Source organism: Sphingobacterium sp. WOUb80, from assembly GCF_050058145.1.
In the GTDB taxonomy this organism is placed as follows: Bacteria; Bacteroidota; Bacteroidia; order Sphingobacteriales; family Sphingobacteriaceae; genus Sphingobacterium.
This window is the reverse complement of record NZ_CP165617.1, coordinates 5,708,610-5,727,654: the sequence shown is the minus strand read 5'-3', so window position 1 is coordinate 5,727,654 and position 19,045 is coordinate 5,708,610. Positions and strand designations below refer to the sequence as shown.

Genomic DNA, 19,045 nt, shown 5'->3' with positions numbered 1-19,045 from the left:
CATATTGTTACGAACATATTCACTTACATGCTACGTCTATTTTTAATTTAATCTTTTAAGCCTTCGCTTAATATCCTTTTGCGACTTTATTATGTTTCGGAAAGTTGACCGCAATAAACTTATTGGCCGATTTCCAAAACTTCGCCTGTATACGCTTTAGCAGAGACTGTTTTTGCGTAATTCTTTCCAAGCGTTCTTTCGCTTCATGTTTGCGTTGAATCTTTTCTCGCAATTCACGTTCTTTCTCTTCAGGATCCCAAAGCATGGCTGTACACATACAGTTTTTACGGTCCTTACTCATCAGGATCTCATAATTCACACAGCTTTGACAACCTTTCCAAAATTCATCATCTGTCGTCAATTCGGAATATGGAACGGGTTCATAACCTAATTCTGAATTGATTTTCATCACGGCGAACCCGGTTGTCAAACCAAAGATCTTCGCTTTAGGATATTTCTCACGAGAAAGCTCAAAGACTCTTTTTTTGATTGCTTTTGCCAAACCGACTTTTCTGAATTCGGGATTGACAATCAGACCTGAGTTAGCGACATAATCACCGTGCCCCCAAGTTTCTATATAACAAAAACCTGCCCATCGGCCATCTCTATGTAAAGCAATCACTGCTTTACCTTCATTCATCTTGTTGGCAACGTATTCTGGTTTACGACGCGCAATACCAGTACCACGAGCCTTTGCAGACTCGAACATTTCGTCGCAAATAACCTCCGCATAATGTGCATGCTCAGGTTTAGCCGGGATAATTAAAAAATCTGATATAGTCATTGACTTACGACCCTAATAATAAAACAACAACTACTGTCGTGTTTTGTTACTAAATAAATTAAAATAATGGATTCAAAACCATCGGACAATCATGGTCTTGCTTGGAAAGATTCACTACCTCAAATCAAGCCCGAGGTAGTATAGGTCGTCGGAGGCGTAAAACAGGTATTTCTACAAAAATGAAAGCACAAAAGACCTTCCTCATAAACTTCTCAAAAGTTTGAGTATAAGAATAATCGTTCTTTTTGTTCTGTTTCATTTTTTAATGCGCTGTCAATTGTTTCTGACGATGCAAATGTATAAAAATATTTTTTTCTTTTCCACAATATTCTCATTGATTTTTTGCAAAAATTAAAAATTTACAATCCCCCATCAAAACCTCTCTGTAAGCTTCATTTTCAAGCAATTAATCCACAACAAGTCGGTATTAGACCACTCACATTAGCGATATTAATTTGACAATAAAACGGATAAAGGTTTAAGGCTTTATCAATTGAAATTGTTGTTTTTTTTATCGGTTCGTTATTTTTAGTCAAAAACGATACTTTTGTAGGGATCATTTAATGGAGAATAGTATGTCACCGAGTTTAATTTTCTATCTTATTTTTGCTGTCCCTTACATTATCTTTATGTATTGGCTAGTCAAACAGGACAAACATAAATATGCCTGGGGAATAGCAATCATTACTATTGTTGCCCTATTAGCGATCTACGTATCGCAGAAAGCCAGTAAAGTGGCCATGGACAATTATCAACAGCATCAGATCGATTCTAGAGAGATCGAGCGGGAAGAACGTTTACAAAAACAACAGGATAGCATTAATCATGCTCAACAATAAAAAAGCGGCTAATGCCGCTTTTTTATTGTTCGTTTGTATAATTTGGAATAATACCTTCTAATTTAAAGAGAAAAGCATATTCCAGTGCAATTTCTTTTAAGTAGTCAAATCGACCAGATGCCCCACCGTGGCCATAATCCATATCAGTTTTTAACAGTAAAACCGCGTCTCCGGTTTTAGTTGCTCTAAGTTTAGCCACCCATTTTGCTGGTTCAAAATACTGTACCTGGCTATCGTGTAGCCCTGTTGTAACCAATAAATTGGGATATTCCTTCGCCTGGATATTTTCGTAAGGAGAATATGCTTTCATATAGAAATAAGCTTCACTTTCATTCGGATTTCCCCATTCATCATACTCATTTGTGGTCAATGGTATTGTGTCATCCAACATGGTATTCACGACATCCACAAACGGCACCTGAGCGATGATACCATGATATTGCTCGGGCGCAATATTAGCAACTACTCCCATTAGCAGACCTCCAGCACTACCTCCCTGCGCATAGAGATGTTCCGATGTACAATAATGCTGTTCAATCAGATATTTACCACAATCCACAAAATCGTAAAAGGTATTCATCTTGCGCATCATTTTTCCATCTTCATACCATTGACGCCCCATTTCCTCTCCCCCTCTAATATGTGCCAGGGCATAAATAAATCCACGATCCAGCAAACTCAGCCGATTGCTTGAAAAAGTAGGATCCATCGAAGCCCCATAGGAACCATATGCATATTGCAATAACGGTGCTGTACCATCAAGTTTGGTCCCTTTCTTGTAGACAATAGATATCGGCACCTGAACACCATCTCTTGAAGTGGCAAAGATACGTTCCGTGATATAGGCCGTTTGGTCATATCCGCCCAAAACCTCCTGTTGCTTTAATAAGACTTTCTGTTGGTCGGCCATATCATACTCATAAACCGAACTCGGTGTCACTAGGGAGGTATAACCGTACCGCAACTTCTGGCTATTATATTCCACATTGATGGCCGGATATACTGTATAAGCCACTTCTCCAAAATCCAAGTAATGTTGCTGCTGACTACTTAGGTTATAAATGGCCAATTGAGTCAGTCCATTTTTCCGTTCGGCAATCGCCAGAAAATCCTTAAACTCTTCGATATCGCTGACCAGTACATCTGGACGGTGATCCATAAATATCTGCCAGCTGCTGCGCTCTGTCTGATCTAAAGGACATTGCATAATGCGGAAATTGATAGCCTCGTCATTGGTCAGAATTAAGAACTTGTCTTCCAGGGCAATGACAGAATAAAGTACATCCTGCATCCTTGGCTGAAAGACGCGAAACTCGGTCTGCGGAAAATCAGCATCCAATAACCAAATTTCGGAGGACAAGGTTCCTTCCGAATTGATGATAATATATTTTCCATTTTTCGATTTACCGACTGCGATATAATTTGTATTATCTTTTTCCTCATAGACCAACACATCTGCTGCGGGGTCACTGCCTAATACATGCCGCATAATCTTTTCGCTAAGCAAAGTCACAGGATTCTTAGCGGTATAAAAAAGTGTAAGATTGTCATTTCCCCAGATTGCTGCACCCTCGGTATTCTTTATTTGATCGGGGTAGATTTCTCCCGTCTCCAGATTCTTTATATAAATGGTATATTCCCTCCGGGATACGGTATCCACACTAAAAGCAAGCAAACGATTGTCCGGACTGACCGAAAATCCCTTTGCTGTATAATATGCATGTCCATCGGCAAGCCGGTCAATATCCAATAACAATTCTTCCTCAGCCTCAAGCGTACCCTTTTTACGACAGAACTTGAAATATTGGTTTCCCTCTTCAGTTCGGCTATAATAGTAGTAGCCATTTTTGTAATAAGGTACCGACTCGTCCTTTTCTTTAATACGAGATTTTAATTCATGAAAAAGATTTTCCTGCAAGTCGGCAGTATCTTCAAGCATCGAGTTGGTATAAGCATTCTCTTTTTCAAGATAATCGATAACCTCCTGTGATTTTTCGCCCTTCTTAAAATAATCAATCATCCAGTAATAATCGTCTTGAACAGTGTCATCGTGTATCTTTCTAATATGGGGATAAATACCCGCTTTTGGGGCCATCACATTAGGCCAATGTATTTTCTTATTTTGTTGCATTCGCTATCTTTTACGCTATTCTATTCATACTATTCTTGGCATCCTGTTATTTGGATCATCCAAATAAAACAAGATCATTTTTAGAAATGCTTTCAATTTAAGATATTTCGTCAAAAGTTTGAATAGGTATGTGCATTATAAACACTTTTAATAAAAATTAACAGTTCAGAAGAGTCATTAGCATTATCTTTGCTATTCTTTATAGCAGGGAATAACCGAGCTTGCACATGCATGACAACAATTTAAAATAAACACAGGTGAATAACTATTTACATATGAATTTAAAGAAATCACTATATCTAATCGCTTTGGGCTCATTGCCGCTTATCTCTTTCGCGCAATCCGATACCATTCCAGCAAACTGGTTTAACTTGGATTATAAAACGGATGGGGTAATGGGCATCAGTACGGAAAAAACATATAAGACTTTATTGAAAGGCAGAAAATCCACCCCTGTCATTGTGGGGGTATTGGATGGTGGCGTTGATGTTTATCACGAGGATCTCAAAGACGTCGTCTGGATCAACACAAAAGATAGTCTTGCAAATGGTATAGATAATGATGGTAATGGCTATATCAATGATAAATACGGCTGGAACTTTATTGGAAACGCTGATGGCAAGGATGTGCAGTTCGATAACCTAGAATTGACACGGCAGCTTCGGATATTGGACAAAAAGTTTGCAAATATTACCGCCGCTACTGAGCTCAATGAAAAAGCTCGAAAAGCTTTCGCTAGCTATCAAAAGATGGTCGTTGAATATAAAAACAAACTGGAAGAAGCTAAGATGGGGCAATTTTCCTATGATGCGCTCAAACGCAATATAGATGCTGTCGTTCGTGAAATCGGCAAGAAACCAGAAGACATCACGCCAGAAGATATAGACAATTTCAAAGCAACGACAAACACACAACGCATTGCACTTGGCTATGCAAAGGATGAGATCCAAAACGGTGGCTTTATTAAATTTTTCAATGATATTACCGAAGGTGCAAAATATTTCAACAACCAAGTCGACTATCATTTAAATAAAGACTACGACTCGCGTCCTATTGTTGGAGACAACTACGAGGATGCTTCAGAGCGACACTATGGCAATGCTGACGTAAAGGGGCCCGATGCTTTGCATGGCAGCCATGTAGCCGGAATCATAGGTGCAAAACGCAATAATAATATAGGTATCAATGGTGTAGCAGACAATGTTAAGATACTTACCGTTAGACTCGTCCCTGATGGTGATGAGCGCGATAAAGATGTGGCAAATGCAATTCGTTATGCCGCAGACAACGGCGCCAAAGTACTTAATATGAGCTTTGGAAAAGGTTATGCCTATAACAAACAAGCGGTAGACGATGCGATCAAATACGCGGAATCAAAAGATGTATTGATGATCCATGCCGCAGGAAATGATAGTGAAGATAACGATATAGAGCCTAATTTTCCGATGAAATATTATACGGACGCAAAGGGTGATACGACTGGGGTTGCTCAGGCCTGGATCACCGTAGGTGCAACGGGCCTTCATCTGGACAATGAGCTGCTGGCCGATTTTTCCAATTATGGCAAAAAAACGGTTGATGTTTTCGCTCCTGGCGTCCATATCAACTCCACTGTACCGGACTCCAAGTATAAAGAAGAACAAGGCACGAGTATGGCCGCACCTGTTGTTGCCGGTCTAGCTGCAATGATCCGCTCCTATTATCCAAATTTGAGTGCTGTTGAAACCAAACAGATTATTATGGAATCGGTGGAAAGGCCGGATCAGCTTGTGCAGGTGAAAGTAGGTGAAGACAGCACAAAAACCGTACGGTTAGCAGACATTTCTGTCACCGGGGGGATTGTTAATGCCTATAATGCCATCATAAAAGCAGAAGAATATACCAACAAAAAGAAAAAATAAATATTTCTCGTTTTTTATACCAAAACTATCTTTTGTCCGTTTAATTAATTAACTTACAGAGACAAAACACAGGATGCTTATGGTAGAAAACTTTACCCAATCAGAAAATGAAGTTCAAAATTTGCTAACCCAAAACGAGAAGGTAATGACAGACGAGGACATAGAAAATGAATTGAAACTTCAATTACCAAAAATGTTGCTTAATCCAAGCAAAAGAAGTATTGAGAATATCTTGGCATATTCCAAACAAATGGAAAAAAGAAAGGCCTAGTCTAGCGATTAGGCCTTATTTTTTTAACCCAATTTACCCCCTACTTAGCTGGAACCTAAAATGGTTACCATATGCCACACGCTTTGCGAACTAAAATCCCGTTATTCACGATGTACTGGCTATTGACATCCTTCATCGCTCCATTTAAATTGTCGCGCTTACGGAAAGCAACTCCTTTCACTGCACTTTAAAATTTCTTTTTTGATGGAAATTTTGGCTAGTTTTGAACTAATGTTAAAACAAGAACGATATAAGGCTTTTGTAGACTACTTCTCCAAAAATAGTCCTGACGCACAGACAGAACTCAACTATAGTAATCCGTTTGAATTACTGGTCGCTGTTATTTTATCCGCCCAATGCACCGATAAAAGGATCAACCAGGTCACGCCCAAATTGTTTGCACGCTACCCGGATGCACATAGTTTAGCTGCTTCCAGCGTGGACGAGGTTTTTAGCTATATACGATCCGTAAGCTATCCGAACAATAAAGCCAAACACCTTGTTGGAATGGCCCAGATGCTGATAGAAAAATTCGATAACATTGTACCCGAAAAAATTGAGGAACTTGTGAAACTCCCTGGGGTAGGTCGAAAAACTGCTAACGTGATCTCTTCTGTAGTTTATCATAATCCTGCAATGGCTGTAGATACACATGTTTTTCGTGTTGCAAACCGTCTTGGACTAACCTATCGGGCAACGACACCATTGGCTGTGGAAAAACAGCTGGTAAAAAATCTGCCCAAAGATACCATTGCCATTGCCCATCACTGGCTTATCTTACATGGGCGTTATATATGCCTGGCCCGAAAACCGCTTTGTGAGAAATGCCCTATCACCTATATGTGCAAATACTTTGAGAAAAATCACCATATAAAAAGTGTTTCAGAGATCCTGTAAACAGGAAAAACTAATTTTTTTAGTGAAAATATTTGGTTTATGATTTTTAATTTTTAATTTTGAGAAATATATACTAAAAATATGAGCAACACAGATAAACTAAAAGCTTTACAGCTGACGTTAGATAAATTGGAAAAGAACTTTGGAAAAGGTTCAATTATGAAGTTAGGAGATACTGCTGTTGAGCCAATCGAGGCGATTTCTACAGGATCTTTAGGTTTGGATATTGCTTTAGGAATTGGCGGTGTGCCAAAAGGCCGTATCATTGAAATCTATGGACCTGAATCTTCAGGTAAAACTACTTTAGCAACACACATTGTTGCCGAAGCACAGAAAAAAGGTGGTATTGCAGCGATCATTGATGCTGAGCATGCTTTTGATAAATATTACGCTCAAAAGTTAGGTGTGGATGTAGAAAACTTATTGATTTCTCAACCAGATAATGGCGAGCAGGGCCTAGAAATTGCAGATAACTTAATCCGTTCAGGTGCAATCGACGTCATCGTTATTGACTCTGTTGCAGCTTTAGTCCCAAAAGGTGAAATCGAAGGCGAAATGGGTGATTCTAAAATGGGTCTTCAGGCTCGTTTGATGTCTCAGGCATTGCGTAAGTTAACAGGTACAATTGCAAAAACAAACTGCTGTTGTATTTTCATCAACCAATTGCGTGAAAAAATTGGTGTGATGTTCGGTAACCCAGAAACAACAACAGGTGGTAATGCATTAAAATTCTATGCTTCCGTACGTTTAGATATCCGCCGTACATCACAAATCAAAGACTCTGACGAAGTATCGGGTAACCGCGTCAAAGTGAAAATTGTAAAAAATAAAGTAGCACCTCCATTCCGTATCGCAGAATTTGATATTATCTTCGGTGAAGGTATTTCTAAAGTAGGCGAAATCATCGATTTAGGTGTTGAATATGGTATCATCAAAAAAGCAGGTTCTTGGTTTAGCTATGGCGAAACGAAATTAGGACAAGGTAGAGATGCCGTTAAAGCCTTATTATTCGACAATCCAGATTTAATGGATGAACTTGAGGCTAAAATCCGCGCAGAAGTAACAGGAGAAGATCCAATGCTTCAAATCGAGGAGAACGAAGACTAGTTGCTGTAAAAATTAGTATAATGTAGGTAGCCATCTTGTATAAGATGGCTACTTTTTTTTGCGACAAAGTTCAAACCATGCTAAGCTTAAATGATTATTTTGTTACATGTCCAAAGTTTTCAATTTGTACTAATAGATTTTGTTATTTTTAGCACGGCGAACTAAAACCGCCTGACATCCAAATGCTAAACTTAATATAAACAATGAATCGTAAACTCATTCCATTCCTTTTGATACTGCTAGGATCAGTATTTCATCTCCATGCACAAACGATACGAGTACTCTCCTTTAATATTCATCATGGGAATCCACCTGCTGAAAAAGAATCTATTATCAATCTTGACACTATTGCCACCATTATTAAAAATTCAAAGGCGGACCTCGTTGGGCTTCAAGAAATTGATGTCAATCTTGGTCGTTCATATTTTGAAAACCAAGCTAAAAAACTTGCTGAACTAACAGGTATGTACTATATATTTTCCAAAGGAATAGACCTTGAGAAAGGGGAATATGGCACTGCAATTTTATCTAAGCAGCCAATTGAACGCGTAGAAAAACATTTTCTGCCGTCCCCAGTGGAGAGTGAAAGACGTAGTTTAGCTGTAATCGAAGTGACTATTCATAAAAAGAAACTTCTATTTGCCAATACACACCTTGATCTCAGAGACAAAAACAAAATTGAACAGGCAAAATTTATCACCCATCGTTTCAAGAATGAAAAATTGCCCGTCATCCTTGTTGGCGATTTAAACTCTGAGCCCAAAGATCCCGCCATTACAGAACTCGGCAAAGTATTCATAAAAAGCAATATCGCCAATGGATTTACTTTTCCCCAAGACAAACCCAATACCGAAATCGATTATATTATGATCAATAAAACGGCTAATGCAAAATTCGCTAACCATCGGATTCTGGACGAAAAATACGCTAGTGATCATAGACCCTTATATGTAGAAGTCAATATCAAATAATTTATTGAACCAATTATTATGAATTTTAATAGAAGAAGATTTTTGGAAGCCCTGGCACTGGCAGGGATCACACTGCCCAATATAAGCACCGCAAAAGAGAAAACTGCAGACAATACGGAGGGCGAGTTCAGTTTTGTCGTACCTGCTTATTTGCAAAATCAAACGGAAACAGGCGTCAGTATTTTTACAATTTTGAGCAAAGAGGCTTTTGCTTGGCTCGAAATTCTCGATAACACGGGAAATGTCCAGAAAAAAATCTACCAATCCGAAGATGGGATGATCAATGCAAATACCGACTTTTTTCACTTTGCTATTGAGGACGCTCCCCGATCCTTTCGTTACCGCATCAAGGCGAAAGAAATTCAAAAGTTCGATCCTTATAAAATTGTGTACGGTCAGGAAATAGAAACTCCCATTTTCGAGGCTAAATTAGCCAAAAACAATCAGGAGCAGATTCGTTGTCTCGTATACAACGATGTCCATGAAGAAAAAAGCAGCTACCGCGACCTTATCCCAAATCAGGATATTTCGCCTTACGATTTCTTTGTGATGAATGGAGACTCCTTTCATTATGTTACCAATCAGCAAGATATTACAGAGAAGCTACTAAAGCCAATTGAGTTTTTTGCGACTAGTAAACCATTCATTATGAACCGAGGGAATCACGAAACAAGGGGATCTTTCGCTCGCAATTTCAAACGATATTTTGGTTATCCGGACAATAAATATTATCAAGCTTTTAAAAGAGGGCCTATTTTTTGGATCATGCTGGATAGTGGCGAAGACAAGCCTGACAGCCATGAGGTATATGCCGGAACAGTCGATTACGATAACTATCGAAAAGAACAGGCCAAATGGCTGGAGAAAGTCCTGCAGTCTAAAGAAAGAAAGGCAGCCCAACATACTGTTGTGATTAGCCATATACCAATTTTCCATTCGGATGACTGGCACGGCACCTTGGATAACAGAGCGTGTTTTCATCCCTTATTTCAAAAATATAAAATTGATGTCATGATTTCTGGTCACACACACCAATACGGATACTACCCCGCAGATAAAGACCACACTTACCCTGTATTTATAGGTGGCGGTCCAAAAGCCGGCAAAAGAACGATCATTGATGTAACTGGTACCAATAAATCATTGGCCATACGGATGACCAGAGACGATGGAACAGAATTGGGGCTATTTAAAAAATAGAAAAGGGCGCTTGTAAAGCGCCCTTTCATATATTTCACAAGGTAGCTACATACGCTCCCTTATTCTCCTTTTTCCAAGAAAGGATATCTATAATCTGTATCTGGATTAAATGTCTCTTTGATTGTACGTGGAGACACCCAACGAAGCAAGTTGATCATTGAGCCTGCTTTGTCATTGGTACCAGAACCTCTAGCACCACCAAATGGCTGCTGACCTACAACAGCACCGGTACACTTATCGTTCACATAGAAGTTACCCGCAGCATGTCTCAGTTTATCTGTCGCTAAATTAATAGCATAACGGTCTTGTGCAATAATTGAACCTGTCAGCGCATAAATCGAAGTCCTGTCAACGATATCTAATGTTTCTTCAAACTTAGCATCCTCGTAAACATATATGGTCAATACTGGTCCGAACAACTCTTCAACCATTGTTTCGTAATCAGGTTTTGACGCTTCAATGATTGTTGGATGAATGAAATAGCCCTTAGATTTATCGTAAGTACCACCGACTACAATTTCCGCATCACTAGATTCTTTGGCTCTATCGATGTATTTTGCCAACTTATCAAATGATTTCTCATCAATAACAGCATTGATAAAGTTTGTAAAATCTTCTGTTCCACCGATCGTAAATGACTTCACATCGTTGGTCATAGATTCTTTCAATGCTGGCCACAATGATTTAGGAATATAAGCGCGCGATGCTGCAGAACATTTTTGACCTTGGTATTCAAAGGCACCACGTACCAATGCAGTATTAGCCGCTTTCAAATCTGCGGAAGGATGAACAACGATGAAATCCTTACCACCGGTTTCACCAACGATACGTGGGTAGGTTTTATAACGGTGAATATTGTTACCGATCGTTTTCCAGATGTCCTGGAATACGCCAGTTGAACCTGTGAAGTGGATACCAGCAAAATCAGGATGTTGGAAAATCACATCACCTGCATCAGGACCAGAAACATAGACCAAGTTGATTACACCATCCGGAAGTCCAGCTTCACGGAAGATTTTCATCAATACATTCGCTGAATAGATTTGTGTGTTGGATGGTTTCCATACCACAACATTACCCATCATGGCAACACATGAAGGTAAATTACCTGCAATAGCTGTAAAATTGAATGGAGTCAATGCGAATACGAAACCCTCCAGAGGGCGTTGCTCCACACGGTTCCAAACACCTTTTCCAGAAATAGGAGGTTGTTGCTTATAGATTTCAGTCATGTACTGCACATTAAAGCGCAAAAAGTCTGTAATCTCACATGCTGAGTCAATTTCTGCCTGATATGGGTTTTTAGATTGACCCAACATAGTCGCAGCATTCAGCTCATAACGGTATTTTCCTGAAATCAATTCAGCAGCTTTTAAGAATATCGCCGCACGATCTTCCCATGTAAGATTTTCCCAATCTTTTTTTGCAGCTAAAGCGGCATTGATTGCATCTGTTACGTGAGATTTATCACCTTGGTTGTATTGACCTAAAATATGTTGATGGTCATGTGGAGGAGCTATTGTTACTTTGTGAGAAGTAGTGATTTCTTTACCGCCAATATACATTGGGATATCGATCTGTTTTGAACGTGCCTCATCAATTGCTGCTTTTAACAATTTGCGTTCTTTCGTTCCGACAGCGTAAGTGTACACCGGTTCATTGGTAGGAACAGGAACTGTAAAAAATCCTTTAGACATATTACAATTATTTATTATTCATCCAAAAATGCTATTTATGAATCATGAAGCTATCAAGTTTATTCATCCCATTATCAGGCATGAGAAACCATGGTTTCAACTTATTAGCAGGATACTAAATAGCGCTAATTGAAGTAAAATTACCTCAAATTTTATGAATACCCAAAGTTACTGTCCCTCTTTGAGCACCTTGGAAAAGATACGTTTAAATTTTTCCAATTTCGGTTTAATCACCAATTGGCAGTATGGTTCTTTTCCATTTAACCGATAATAATCTTGATGATAGTCTTCTGCTGGATAAAATACCGTTGCCGGAACTACTTCGGTTACAATAGGTTTATTGTAAACCTTCTCTTTTTCTAAAGCTGAAAGATAATACCGCGTCTTGTCAAGCTGTTCTTTATTGTGCACAAAAATAGCTGAACGATATTGCGTGCCAACGTCATTGCCTTGTCGATTGAGTTCGGTAGGATCATGTGCTACGAAAAACGCTTCCAATAGCTGATCGTAACTGATCACATTGGGATCAAAAATAATATTAGTCGCTTCGGCATGTCCTGTACTTCCGGTACACACATGGGCATAGGTCGGTTTTTTGACCCATCCTCCAGTATAACCAGAGACAACATTTACAACACCTTTCAATTCTTTAAACTGTGCTTCGGTACACCAAAAACAGCCTGCGGCAAATGTTGCCGTATCCAGCTTCGCCGTATTTTTTGTAGGCAATTTTGAGAAGTCTGTTTTCTCTGCTTGCTGTTCCTGCCCCTGACAGGAAGTAAAGACAAAAAGAGCCACCAAAATTATATAAAGATTTTTCATGTATTTAATTGTCAATTTGCTTGTCCGGGCTACAAACCATTCTTGCTTTCAACTAGACGCCCTGCTAATGCAAACAATACAAAAAATGGACTCAGTGCACGGAAACAAAACCTTCATGATTTTGCAGATACCAACAGCTAGCAAATCGAACTGAATGTTCTTTCTAGCCAATAACATCAGACACTTTCAAAAAAAAAGCGACAATAAATTAAATTGTCGCTTTTCTGATTTACTATCAAATGATCAATTATTTTGCAGCAGCATAGTTTTGTGCTACGGCATCCCAATTGATAACATTAAAGATTTCTTCTAAATATGCTGGACGCTTATTTTGGAACTTCAAATAATATGCATGCTCCCACACGTCGATCCCTAAGATAGGAGTCCCTTTTACCTCAGCAACATCCATCAAGGGATTGTCTTGGTTTGGTGTAGAAGTTACGGCTAATTTACCGTCAGCACCAACGATTAACCAAGCCCATCCTGATCCAAAGCGAGTTGCACCTGCTGCTTGAAGTTGTTTTTTCAACTCATCAAATGAACCAAAAGTAGCATTAATTGCATCCGCTAATTCACCTGTTGGTGCGCCACCAGCATTTGGACCCAAAACTTTCCAAAACAAAGAGTGGTTATAGTGACCACCACCATTGTTACGTACTGCTGCTGAATATTTACTTACGTTTTTGATGATATCCAATAAAGATAGATTCTCTGCGTCTGTTCCTGCGATTGCTTTATTTAAATTATCCACATATGCCTGATGGTGTCTGTCATGGTGGATTTCCATTGTAGTTTTGTCAATATGTGGTTCCAATGCGTCGGCTGCGTATGGTAACGCTTCTAATTCAAATGCCATATCTATTTTAATTTAAATGTTTATTACTTCGTTTATACATACAAATATAACACAATATACACGGTTATGTTTTTATGTGTTACAATAAATTCGTTATTTCTTTACCGTTTTTGACGAAAAAATGATTTTACCAAATCTGCACACTCTTCCTGCAAAACACCATGGGTAATAACGGTTTTTGGGTGCAATATTTTATCATGAAAATGAGAATAGCCCCGCTTTTCATCTTTTGCCCCATACACTATTTTCCCAATATGTGTCCAATAAGCTGCTCCGGCACACATGATACAAGGTTCTATAGTGACATATAATGTACATTCATCAAGGTATTTACCGCCGAGATAATTTGCAGCTGCTGTAAAAGCCTGCATTTCGGCATGCGCGGTCACATCATTTAATCGTTGTGTTAGATTATGCCCCTTCCCTATGACCCTTCCGCGATGTACAATAACAGCCCCAATCGGCACCTCTCCTTCCGCATAAGCAATTTTCGCTTCATTCAATGCCATCCGCATGAATGACTCGTCACTATCGATCAGTTGTGTTCCTTCAAAATCTATAAATGTCATGACACAAACTTAGCTAAGTTTAGATCCATTTGGTAATTTTTTATCAACAGACGTCAAAACAATATCCCCATTTTCATCTGGAAAACCTGTCACCAGACATTCAGAAAAAAAATTGGCGATCTGTTTTTTAGGGAAATTCACGACTGCGACCACTTGTTTTCCGATCAGTTCTTCTTTGCTGTAGTGTACTGTAATTTGGGCACTGCTTTGCAATATCCCTATTTCATCGCCAAAATCGAGTTTCAACTGATAGGCCGGTTTTTTAGCTTTTGGAAAATCCTGTGCATCCAGAACTGTTGCTACCCGTAAATCTACTTTCTCAAAATCGTCCCAGCTAATGGTGTTACTCATAATCTGTTGCTGCTGATATCCTGAATCTCTTTACCTATTGTAAATAAAACATAGGAAGGCTTCCGTCCCAGGCGTAATGATAATCTACCGATCAATTTATCTTCTTCTCCTGCTTGAAAAGCTAAATCTTCGTCACTTAAATGGTTGTACTTGCGACGGAGTTTTTCTTTGGCTACTTGCCACTGTTCTTCGTTAATTTTCAGCATAACTAAGATTTAGGTATAAAATTTGTATATCTTTACTGAACTGTAAAAGTTTGTTTAAAGATACAATATATACATAAATAAAAGATTATGAAAAAGATTTTACCAGCATTACTTTTAATTTGTGGTAGCGTAGCAACTGCACAGGCGCAGCTTCTGCCTGGATTTGAGGTGGGTGTAAAAGGAGGGTTAAACTTCTCTAAGCTTAAAAGCGATGGCAAATATTTCAATTCAGACACGAAAGCTGGCTACCAAGCAGGTCTTTATGGTCGTGTTGGTGTATTGGGATTCCATATTCAGCCTGAGGTTTATTTAACAGGTAAAAACACTAAAGTAACCAATCCAGATGGTCAATCGACAGATGTTAAATTTACAACAGTCGATGTCCCTGTATTATTGGGTAAACGCTTTGGTTTAGGTCCTATTGGAGCAAGGATTCAAACTGGTCCAATATTTTCATTTAAAGTCGATGACAAGCAAGATAAAGTCATCGATCAATTGAACCCAAATAACTACAAAAAAAGTGGTACAGCTTGGGCATTTGGTGTAGGTGCTGACATTTCAAGCTTACGTGTCGATGTAAGATACGAAATGGGCCTAAACAAAGTCAACAACGAGAGCCAGGCAAATCCAAAAATCAACATGTGGAGTATCGGTTTAGGCTATAGATTATTCAGTATTCTATAGTGCTTTAACCACTGTTCATATACCGTTAGAAAGTCCGTTTTTATTCAAAACGGACTTTTTATTTCAATAAACTTTAGAACCGTTCTAAATTGTTGCTTTTTCTTGTCAAAATGGTATCATATTTAATAGCAAATAGTAGATTTGCCTAATTAAAATTAAATTACAAGGATAATGAGTAAATCAAAGCCAGTTTTCAGTTCTTCGATTGGGAAGAAGCTAATCATGAGCTTAACAGGAATCTTCCTATGTTTATTCCTAGTTGTTCACTTGGTTGGTAACTTGCAATTATTTAAAGATGATGCGGGTCTAGCGTTCAACAAGTACGCCTATTTTATGACTCACTTTACACCAATCAAAGTTGTTTCTTACTTATTGTATGCTTCGGTAATTGTTCACGTCATCTACGCTATTACATTGTCGATGAAAAACAAGTCCGCTCGTCCTATTGGTTATGCCAAATATGATGGTCAAGCAAACAGCAAGTGGAATTCACGCAACATGGGTATCTTAGGTACTGTCATTTTAGTATTCTTAGCTACGCACATGTCTAATTTTTGGTGGAAGTTTCACAATGATGAAGTGCCGTACATCGAATACCGTACTGATTTGGCAACTGGACAAACCACAGCGAGAGAACTTCAAGCTTCTGAATTCCACGACTACCAAGAAACGGTAGAAAACAATGTTCAAATCTTAAAAGCGAGAGATTTGTACAAGCAAGTTGACTTTGCATTCAAAAATGTTGCATTGGTAGCTTTGTATGTGATTGCGATGGCAGCTTTGGCATTCCACTTAATTCATGGTTTCCAATCGGCATTCCAAACTTTAGGTTTTAACCACAGAAGATACATTGGAATCATCAGAGCAATCGGTGTTTGGGTATTTGGGGTATTAATTCCAATTGGCTTTGCAATAATGCCGTTGTTTTTCTTCTTTAAATAATTCAGAATCTTTTAAGATAAAGCTTCGGTTTTATCGATCAATATAAAATTAAGAGATATGTTAGATTCAAAAGTACCAGCGGGCCCATTAGCCCAAAAGTGGTCAAATCATAAATTTAATCTTAAGTTGGTTAACCCTGCCAACAAACGTAAATTTACCGTTATTGTTGTTGGTACAGGTCTTGCTGGTGCATCTGCAGCAGCATCTTTAGCTGAATTAGGATATAATGTAATTACATTCTGTTATCAAGATTCACCTCGCCGTGCACACTCTATTGCAGCGCAAGGTGGTATCAATGCAGCGAAGAGCTACCAAAATGACGGTGACTCTGTTTTCCGTTTATTCTACGACACCATCAAAGGTGGTGACTACCGTTCACGCGAAGCAAACGTTTACCGATTGGCAGAAGTATCTGTCAACATCATCGACCAATGTGTTGCTCAAGGTGTTCCATTTGCACGTGAATACGGAGGTTTATTAGACAACCGTTCTTTCGGTGGTGCACAGGTAAGCCGTACGTTCTATGCACGTGGTCAAACTGGACAACAATTGTTGTTGGGTGCTTATTCAGCATTAAACCGCCAGATTAAAAAAGGAAAAGTAAAATCTTATACTCGTCATGAGATGTTAGACTTAGTTATGATCGATGGTCATGCTAAAGGTATCGTAACACGTGACTTGGTTTCAGGTAAAGTCGAAACGCATGCTGCACACGCAGTATTGATGTGTACTGGTGGTTACGGTAACGTATTCTTCTTGTCTACAAATGCAATGGGATGTAACGTTACAGCAGCTTGGAGAGCACACAAACGTGGTGCTTACTTTGCGAATCCTTGTTATACGCAAATTCACCCAACTTGTATCCCGGTAACAGGAGATCACCAATCGAAATTGACCTTGATGTCAGAGTCTTTACGTAATGACGGTCGTGTATGGGTTCCTAAAACTCAAGAAATGGCTGAAAGATTGCGTAAAGGTGAGATCAAGGCCAACGACATCAAAGAAGACGACAGAGATTACTTCTTGGAACGTAAATATCCTTCATTCGGTAACTTGGTACCACGTGACGTAGCATCCCGTAATGCAAAAGAAGCTGTTGATGATGGTCGTGGTGTTGGTAAGACTGGTTTCGCTGTATTCTTGGATTTCAAAGAAGCTATTGGCCGTTTAGGCGAAGATGCTGTACGTGCTAAATATGGTAACTTATTTGACATGTACTACCAAATCACTGACGAGAACCCTTACAAACAGCCAATGCGTATCTACCCAGCTGTTCACTATACAATGGGTGGTGTTTGGGTTGATTATAACTTGATGACGACAATCCCTGGTTTGTATGCATTAGGTGAGTGTAACTTCTCTGACCACGGTGCAAACCGTTTAGGTGCTTCGGCGTTGATGCAAGGTCTTGCTGATGGATATTTCGTAATCCCTTACACTGTGGGTGATTACTTAGCTAAATTAGGCTCATTCGCACCAGTAGATCACAGCCATCCTGCTTTCGAATCTACACGTAAGGAAGTTGAAGAGAAAATCAACAAATTATTGTCTTTAAACGGTACACAAACTGTTGATGATATCCACAAAAAATTAGGTCTCATTATGTGGGAATATTGTGGTATGGCTCGTACAGCTGAAGGACTACAAAAAGCACAAGGTTTGATCCAAGAATTGAAAAAAGAATTCTGGACCAATGTTAGAGTTCTTGGAGAGAACGAAGAATTAAATCTTTCTTTAGAAAAAGCTGGCCGCGTAGCTGACTTCTTAGAATTGGGTGAGTTAATGGTTGTTGATGCATTGCAACGCGCTGAGTCTTGTGGTGGTCACTTCCGTTTGGAAAGCCAAACTGAAGAAGGTGAAGCAAAACGTAACGATGATGAATTCGCCTATGTATCTGCTTGGGAATACAAAGGAGACAATGTACCTGAGGAATTACACAAGGAAGACTTGGTATTCGAGAACGTTCAGTTAACACAAAGAAGTTATAAATAAGAAGGAAAATTATCATGGCACAACATATGAATTTAACGCTGAAAGTTTGGCGTCAAAAAAATGATAAAGATAAAGGTCAATTTGTAACTTATCAGGCAAACGATATCGCTGATGATATGTCTTTCTTAGAGATGCTTGATATTGTCAATGAAGAATTGACTCGTAAAGGAGAAGATCCAGTATATTTCGATCACGATTGTCGTGAAGGTATCTGTGGGATGTGTTCATTAGTAATCAATGGTCGCCCTCACGGTCCTAAAGAAGGTACTACAACCTGTCAATTGCACATGCGTAGCTTCCATGATGGACAAACTATCGTGATTGAACCTTGGAGAGCTGCGGCATTCCCAGTATTGAAAGACCTTGCGGTTGACCGTACTGCATTTGACCGTATCCAACAAGCAGGTGGATATGTGAATATCAATACAGGTGGTGTTCCTGATGCAAACGTTATTCCTATTCCTAAGCGTATTGCTGACGAAGCTTTCGAATCAGCAACATGTATCGGTTGTGGTGCTTGTGTTGCAGCATGTAAAAATGCTTCTGCAATGTTATTCGTATCTGCAAAGGTATCTCAATTTGCTTTGTTACCTCAAGGTCAAACTGAACGTTACGAACGTGCACAGGCAATGGTAGATCAAATGGATGCTGAAGGTTTCGGTAACTGTACCAATACTGGTGCTTGTGAAGCTGAATGTCCTGTAGGTATCAAATTAACAAACATTGCTCGCTTAAACCGTGAGTACTTGACTGCTAAAATCTTCAGACAAGAAGAACCACACGCTTAATAAGCAATTAAAATCCTTCGTGCTCTCGCTAGCATCA

General features: G+C 39.1%; 19 protein-coding genes. 11 read left to right on the top strand and 8 right to left on the bottom strand.

Translation table 11 applies throughout. The annotated features are described in order from the left end of the window. Positions 1–67: 67 nt before the first annotated feature. On the bottom strand, positions 68–784 hold the full coding sequence (locus AB1Z56_RS23700; RefSeq protein WP_046674921.1) for a GNAT family N-acetyltransferase: 717 nt from the start codon (positions 782–784) through the stop codon (positions 68–70). A gap of 575 nt (positions 785–1,359) precedes the next feature. On the opposite strand from AB1Z56_RS23700, the gene AB1Z56_RS23695 reads away from it, so the two are divergent. Then, positions 1,360–1,623, top strand: coding sequence for a hypothetical protein (locus tag AB1Z56_RS23695; protein WP_046674987.1), 264 nt, complete (start codon positions 1,360–1,362; stop codon positions 1,621–1,623). Between the two features lie 22 nt (positions 1,624–1,645). Here AB1Z56_RS23695 and AB1Z56_RS23690 read toward each other — a convergent pair whose 3' ends face one another. After that, complete coding sequence (locus AB1Z56_RS23690) at positions 1,646–3,754, bottom strand: S9 family peptidase (RefSeq protein WP_426790340.1); 2,109 nt, start codon at positions 3,752–3,754, stop codon at positions 1,646–1,648. A 275-nt stretch (positions 3,755–4,029) separates the two neighbouring features. On the opposite strand from AB1Z56_RS23690, the gene AB1Z56_RS23685 reads away from it, so the two are divergent. From AB1Z56_RS23685 to AB1Z56_RS23660, 6 genes are all read left to right on the top strand, one after another. After that, the gene (locus AB1Z56_RS23685; RefSeq protein WP_309364217.1) at positions 4,030–5,655 is read left to right on the top strand and encodes a S8 family serine peptidase; all 1,626 of its coding nucleotides are present in this window, start codon (positions 4,030–4,032) and stop codon (positions 5,653–5,655) included. Positions 5,656–5,734: 79 nt separating this feature from the next. After that, entirely contained in the window at positions 5,735–5,926 is a 192-nt protein-coding gene (locus AB1Z56_RS23680; protein ID WP_293905661.1) for a hypothetical protein, read from the top strand. A 231-nt stretch (positions 5,927–6,157) separates the two neighbouring features. Continuing rightward, positions 6,158–6,823: an endonuclease III gene (nth, locus tag AB1Z56_RS23675; protein ID WP_309364219.1), complete on the top strand. Its 666-nt coding sequence runs from the start codon at positions 6,158–6,160 to the stop codon at positions 6,821–6,823. Between the two features lie 81 nt (positions 6,824–6,904). After that, complete coding sequence (gene recA / locus AB1Z56_RS23670) at positions 6,905–7,930, top strand: recombinase RecA (protein ID WP_309364220.1); 1,026 nt, start codon at positions 6,905–6,907, stop codon at positions 7,928–7,930. Between the two features lie 203 nt (positions 7,931–8,133). Then, complete coding sequence (locus AB1Z56_RS23665; protein WP_426790339.1) at positions 8,134–8,901, top strand: endonuclease/exonuclease/phosphatase family protein; 768 nt, start codon at positions 8,134–8,136, stop codon at positions 8,899–8,901. An 18-nt stretch (positions 8,902–8,919) separates the two neighbouring features. Beyond that, entirely contained in the window at positions 8,920–10,101 is a 1,182-nt protein-coding gene (locus AB1Z56_RS23660; protein WP_426790338.1) for a metallophosphoesterase family protein, read from the top strand. A 59-nt stretch (positions 10,102–10,160) separates the two neighbouring features. Here the strand turns inward: AB1Z56_RS23660 and pruA are convergent, their stop codons facing one another. The 6 genes from pruA to AB1Z56_RS23630 all read right to left on the bottom strand — a co-directional run bounded on the left by pruA (position 10,161) and on the right by AB1Z56_RS23630 (position 14,602). Further along, positions 10,161–11,798 carry an L-glutamate gamma-semialdehyde dehydrogenase gene (pruA, locus tag AB1Z56_RS23655; RefSeq protein WP_309364226.1) on the bottom strand — a complete coding sequence of 546 codons (1,638 nt, stop codon included), beginning with the start codon at positions 11,796–11,798 and terminating at the stop codon, positions 10,161–10,163. A 168-nt stretch (positions 11,799–11,966) separates the two neighbouring features. Next, the gene (gene msrA, locus AB1Z56_RS23650; RefSeq protein ID WP_426790337.1) at positions 11,967–12,620 is read right to left on the bottom strand and encodes a peptide-methionine (S)-S-oxide reductase MsrA; all 654 of its coding nucleotides are present in this window, start codon (positions 12,618–12,620) and stop codon (positions 11,967–11,969) included. A 247-nt stretch (positions 12,621–12,867) separates the two neighbouring features. Then, positions 12,868–13,476 carry a superoxide dismutase gene (locus AB1Z56_RS23645; protein WP_293905644.1) on the bottom strand — a complete coding sequence of 203 codons (609 nt, stop codon included), beginning with the start codon at positions 13,474–13,476 and terminating at the stop codon, positions 12,868–12,870. Between the two features lie 101 nt (positions 13,477–13,577). Continuing rightward, complete coding sequence (locus AB1Z56_RS23640; RefSeq protein ID WP_309364230.1) at positions 13,578–14,045, bottom strand: nucleoside deaminase; 468 nt, start codon at positions 14,043–14,045, stop codon at positions 13,578–13,580. Positions 14,046–14,054: 9 nt separating this feature from the next. Then, the gene (locus AB1Z56_RS23635; protein WP_309364232.1) at positions 14,055–14,396 is read right to left on the bottom strand and encodes a tRNA-binding protein; all 342 of its coding nucleotides are present in this window, start codon (positions 14,394–14,396) and stop codon (positions 14,055–14,057) included. After that, positions 14,393–14,602: a hypothetical protein gene (locus AB1Z56_RS23630; RefSeq protein ID WP_309364234.1), complete on the bottom strand. Its 210-nt coding sequence runs from the start codon at positions 14,600–14,602 to the stop codon at positions 14,393–14,395. Before AB1Z56_RS23630 ends, AB1Z56_RS23635 begins: the two co-directional genes overlap by 4 nt. Before the next feature lie 87 nt (positions 14,603–14,689). On the opposite strand from AB1Z56_RS23630, the gene AB1Z56_RS23625 reads away from it, so the two are divergent. From AB1Z56_RS23625 to AB1Z56_RS23610, 4 genes are all read left to right on the top strand, one after another. Next, positions 14,690–15,286, top strand: coding sequence for a porin family protein (locus AB1Z56_RS23625; RefSeq protein WP_333865965.1), 597 nt, complete (start codon positions 14,690–14,692; stop codon positions 15,284–15,286). Positions 15,287–15,457: 171 nt separating this feature from the next. Next, positions 15,458–16,228 (top strand): succinate dehydrogenase cytochrome b subunit, encoded by a 771-nt coding sequence (locus tag AB1Z56_RS23620; protein WP_309364238.1) that lies wholly within the window; start codon positions 15,458–15,460, stop codon positions 16,226–16,228. Positions 16,229–16,285: 57 nt separating this feature from the next. Beyond that, entirely contained in the window at positions 16,286–18,220 is a 1,935-nt protein-coding gene (locus AB1Z56_RS23615; protein WP_309364239.1) for a fumarate reductase/succinate dehydrogenase flavoprotein subunit, read from the top strand. A gap of 14 nt (positions 18,221–18,234) precedes the next feature. Beyond that, the gene (locus tag AB1Z56_RS23610) at positions 18,235–19,008 is read left to right on the top strand and encodes a succinate dehydrogenase/fumarate reductase iron-sulfur subunit (protein WP_197084076.1); all 774 of its coding nucleotides are present in this window, start codon (positions 18,235–18,237) and stop codon (positions 19,006–19,008) included. The last annotated feature ends 37 nt before the right edge of the window (positions 19,009–19,045 follow it).

Bases quoted from the DNA above. Each gene is read 5' to 3' on its own strand.
- msrA (WP_426790337.1), bottom strand. From the start codon at position 12,620: ATGAAAAATCTTTATATAATTTTGGTGGCTCTTTTTGTCTTTACTTCC.
- recA (WP_309364220.1), top strand. From the start codon at position 6,905: ATGAGCAACACAGATAAACTAAAAGCTTTACAGCTGACGTTAGATAAA.
- AB1Z56_RS23625 (WP_333865965.1), top strand. From the start codon at position 14,690: ATGAAAAAGATTTTACCAGCATTACTTTTAATTTGTGGTAGCGTAGCA.
- AB1Z56_RS23615 (WP_309364239.1), top strand. From the start codon at position 16,286: ATGTTAGATTCAAAAGTACCAGCGGGCCCATTAGCCCAAAAGTGGTCA.
- AB1Z56_RS23680 (WP_293905661.1), top strand. From the start codon at position 5,735: ATGGTAGAAAACTTTACCCAATCAGAAAATGAAGTTCAAAATTTGCTA.
- pruA (WP_309364226.1), bottom strand. From the start codon at position 11,798: ATGTCTAAAGGATTTTTTACAGTTCCTGTTCCTACCAATGAACCGGTG.
- AB1Z56_RS23695 (WP_046674987.1), top strand. From the start codon at position 1,360: ATGTCACCGAGTTTAATTTTCTATCTTATTTTTGCTGTCCCTTACATT.
- AB1Z56_RS23660 (WP_426790338.1), top strand. From the start codon at position 8,920: ATGAATTTTAATAGAAGAAGATTTTTGGAAGCCCTGGCACTGGCAGGG.
- AB1Z56_RS23645 (WP_293905644.1), bottom strand. From the start codon at position 13,476: ATGGCATTTGAATTAGAAGCGTTACCATACGCAGCCGACGCATTGGAA.
- AB1Z56_RS23640 (WP_309364230.1), bottom strand. From the start codon at position 14,045: ATGACATTTATAGATTTTGAAGGAACACAACTGATCGATAGTGACGAG.
- AB1Z56_RS23620 (WP_309364238.1), top strand. From the start codon at position 15,458: ATGAGTAAATCAAAGCCAGTTTTCAGTTCTTCGATTGGGAAGAAGCTA.
- nth (WP_309364219.1), top strand. From the start codon at position 6,158: ATGTTAAAACAAGAACGATATAAGGCTTTTGTAGACTACTTCTCCAAA.
- AB1Z56_RS23700 (WP_046674921.1), bottom strand. From the start codon at position 784: ATGACTATATCAGATTTTTTAATTATCCCGGCTAAACCTGAGCATGCA.
- AB1Z56_RS23690 (WP_426790340.1), bottom strand. From the start codon at position 3,754: ATGCAACAAAATAAGAAAATACATTGGCCTAATGTGATGGCCCCAAAA.
- AB1Z56_RS23665 (WP_426790339.1), top strand. From the start codon at position 8,134: ATGAATCGTAAACTCATTCCATTCCTTTTGATACTGCTAGGATCAGTA.
- AB1Z56_RS23635 (WP_309364232.1), bottom strand. From the start codon at position 14,396: ATGAGTAACACCATTAGCTGGGACGATTTTGAGAAAGTAGATTTACGG.
- AB1Z56_RS23610 (WP_197084076.1), top strand. From the start codon at position 18,235: ATGGCACAACATATGAATTTAACGCTGAAAGTTTGGCGTCAAAAAAAT.
- AB1Z56_RS23685 (WP_309364217.1), top strand. From the start codon at position 4,030: ATGAATTTAAAGAAATCACTATATCTAATCGCTTTGGGCTCATTGCCG.
- AB1Z56_RS23630 (WP_309364234.1), bottom strand. From the start codon at position 14,602: ATGCTGAAAATTAACGAAGAACAGTGGCAAGTAGCCAAAGAAAAACTC.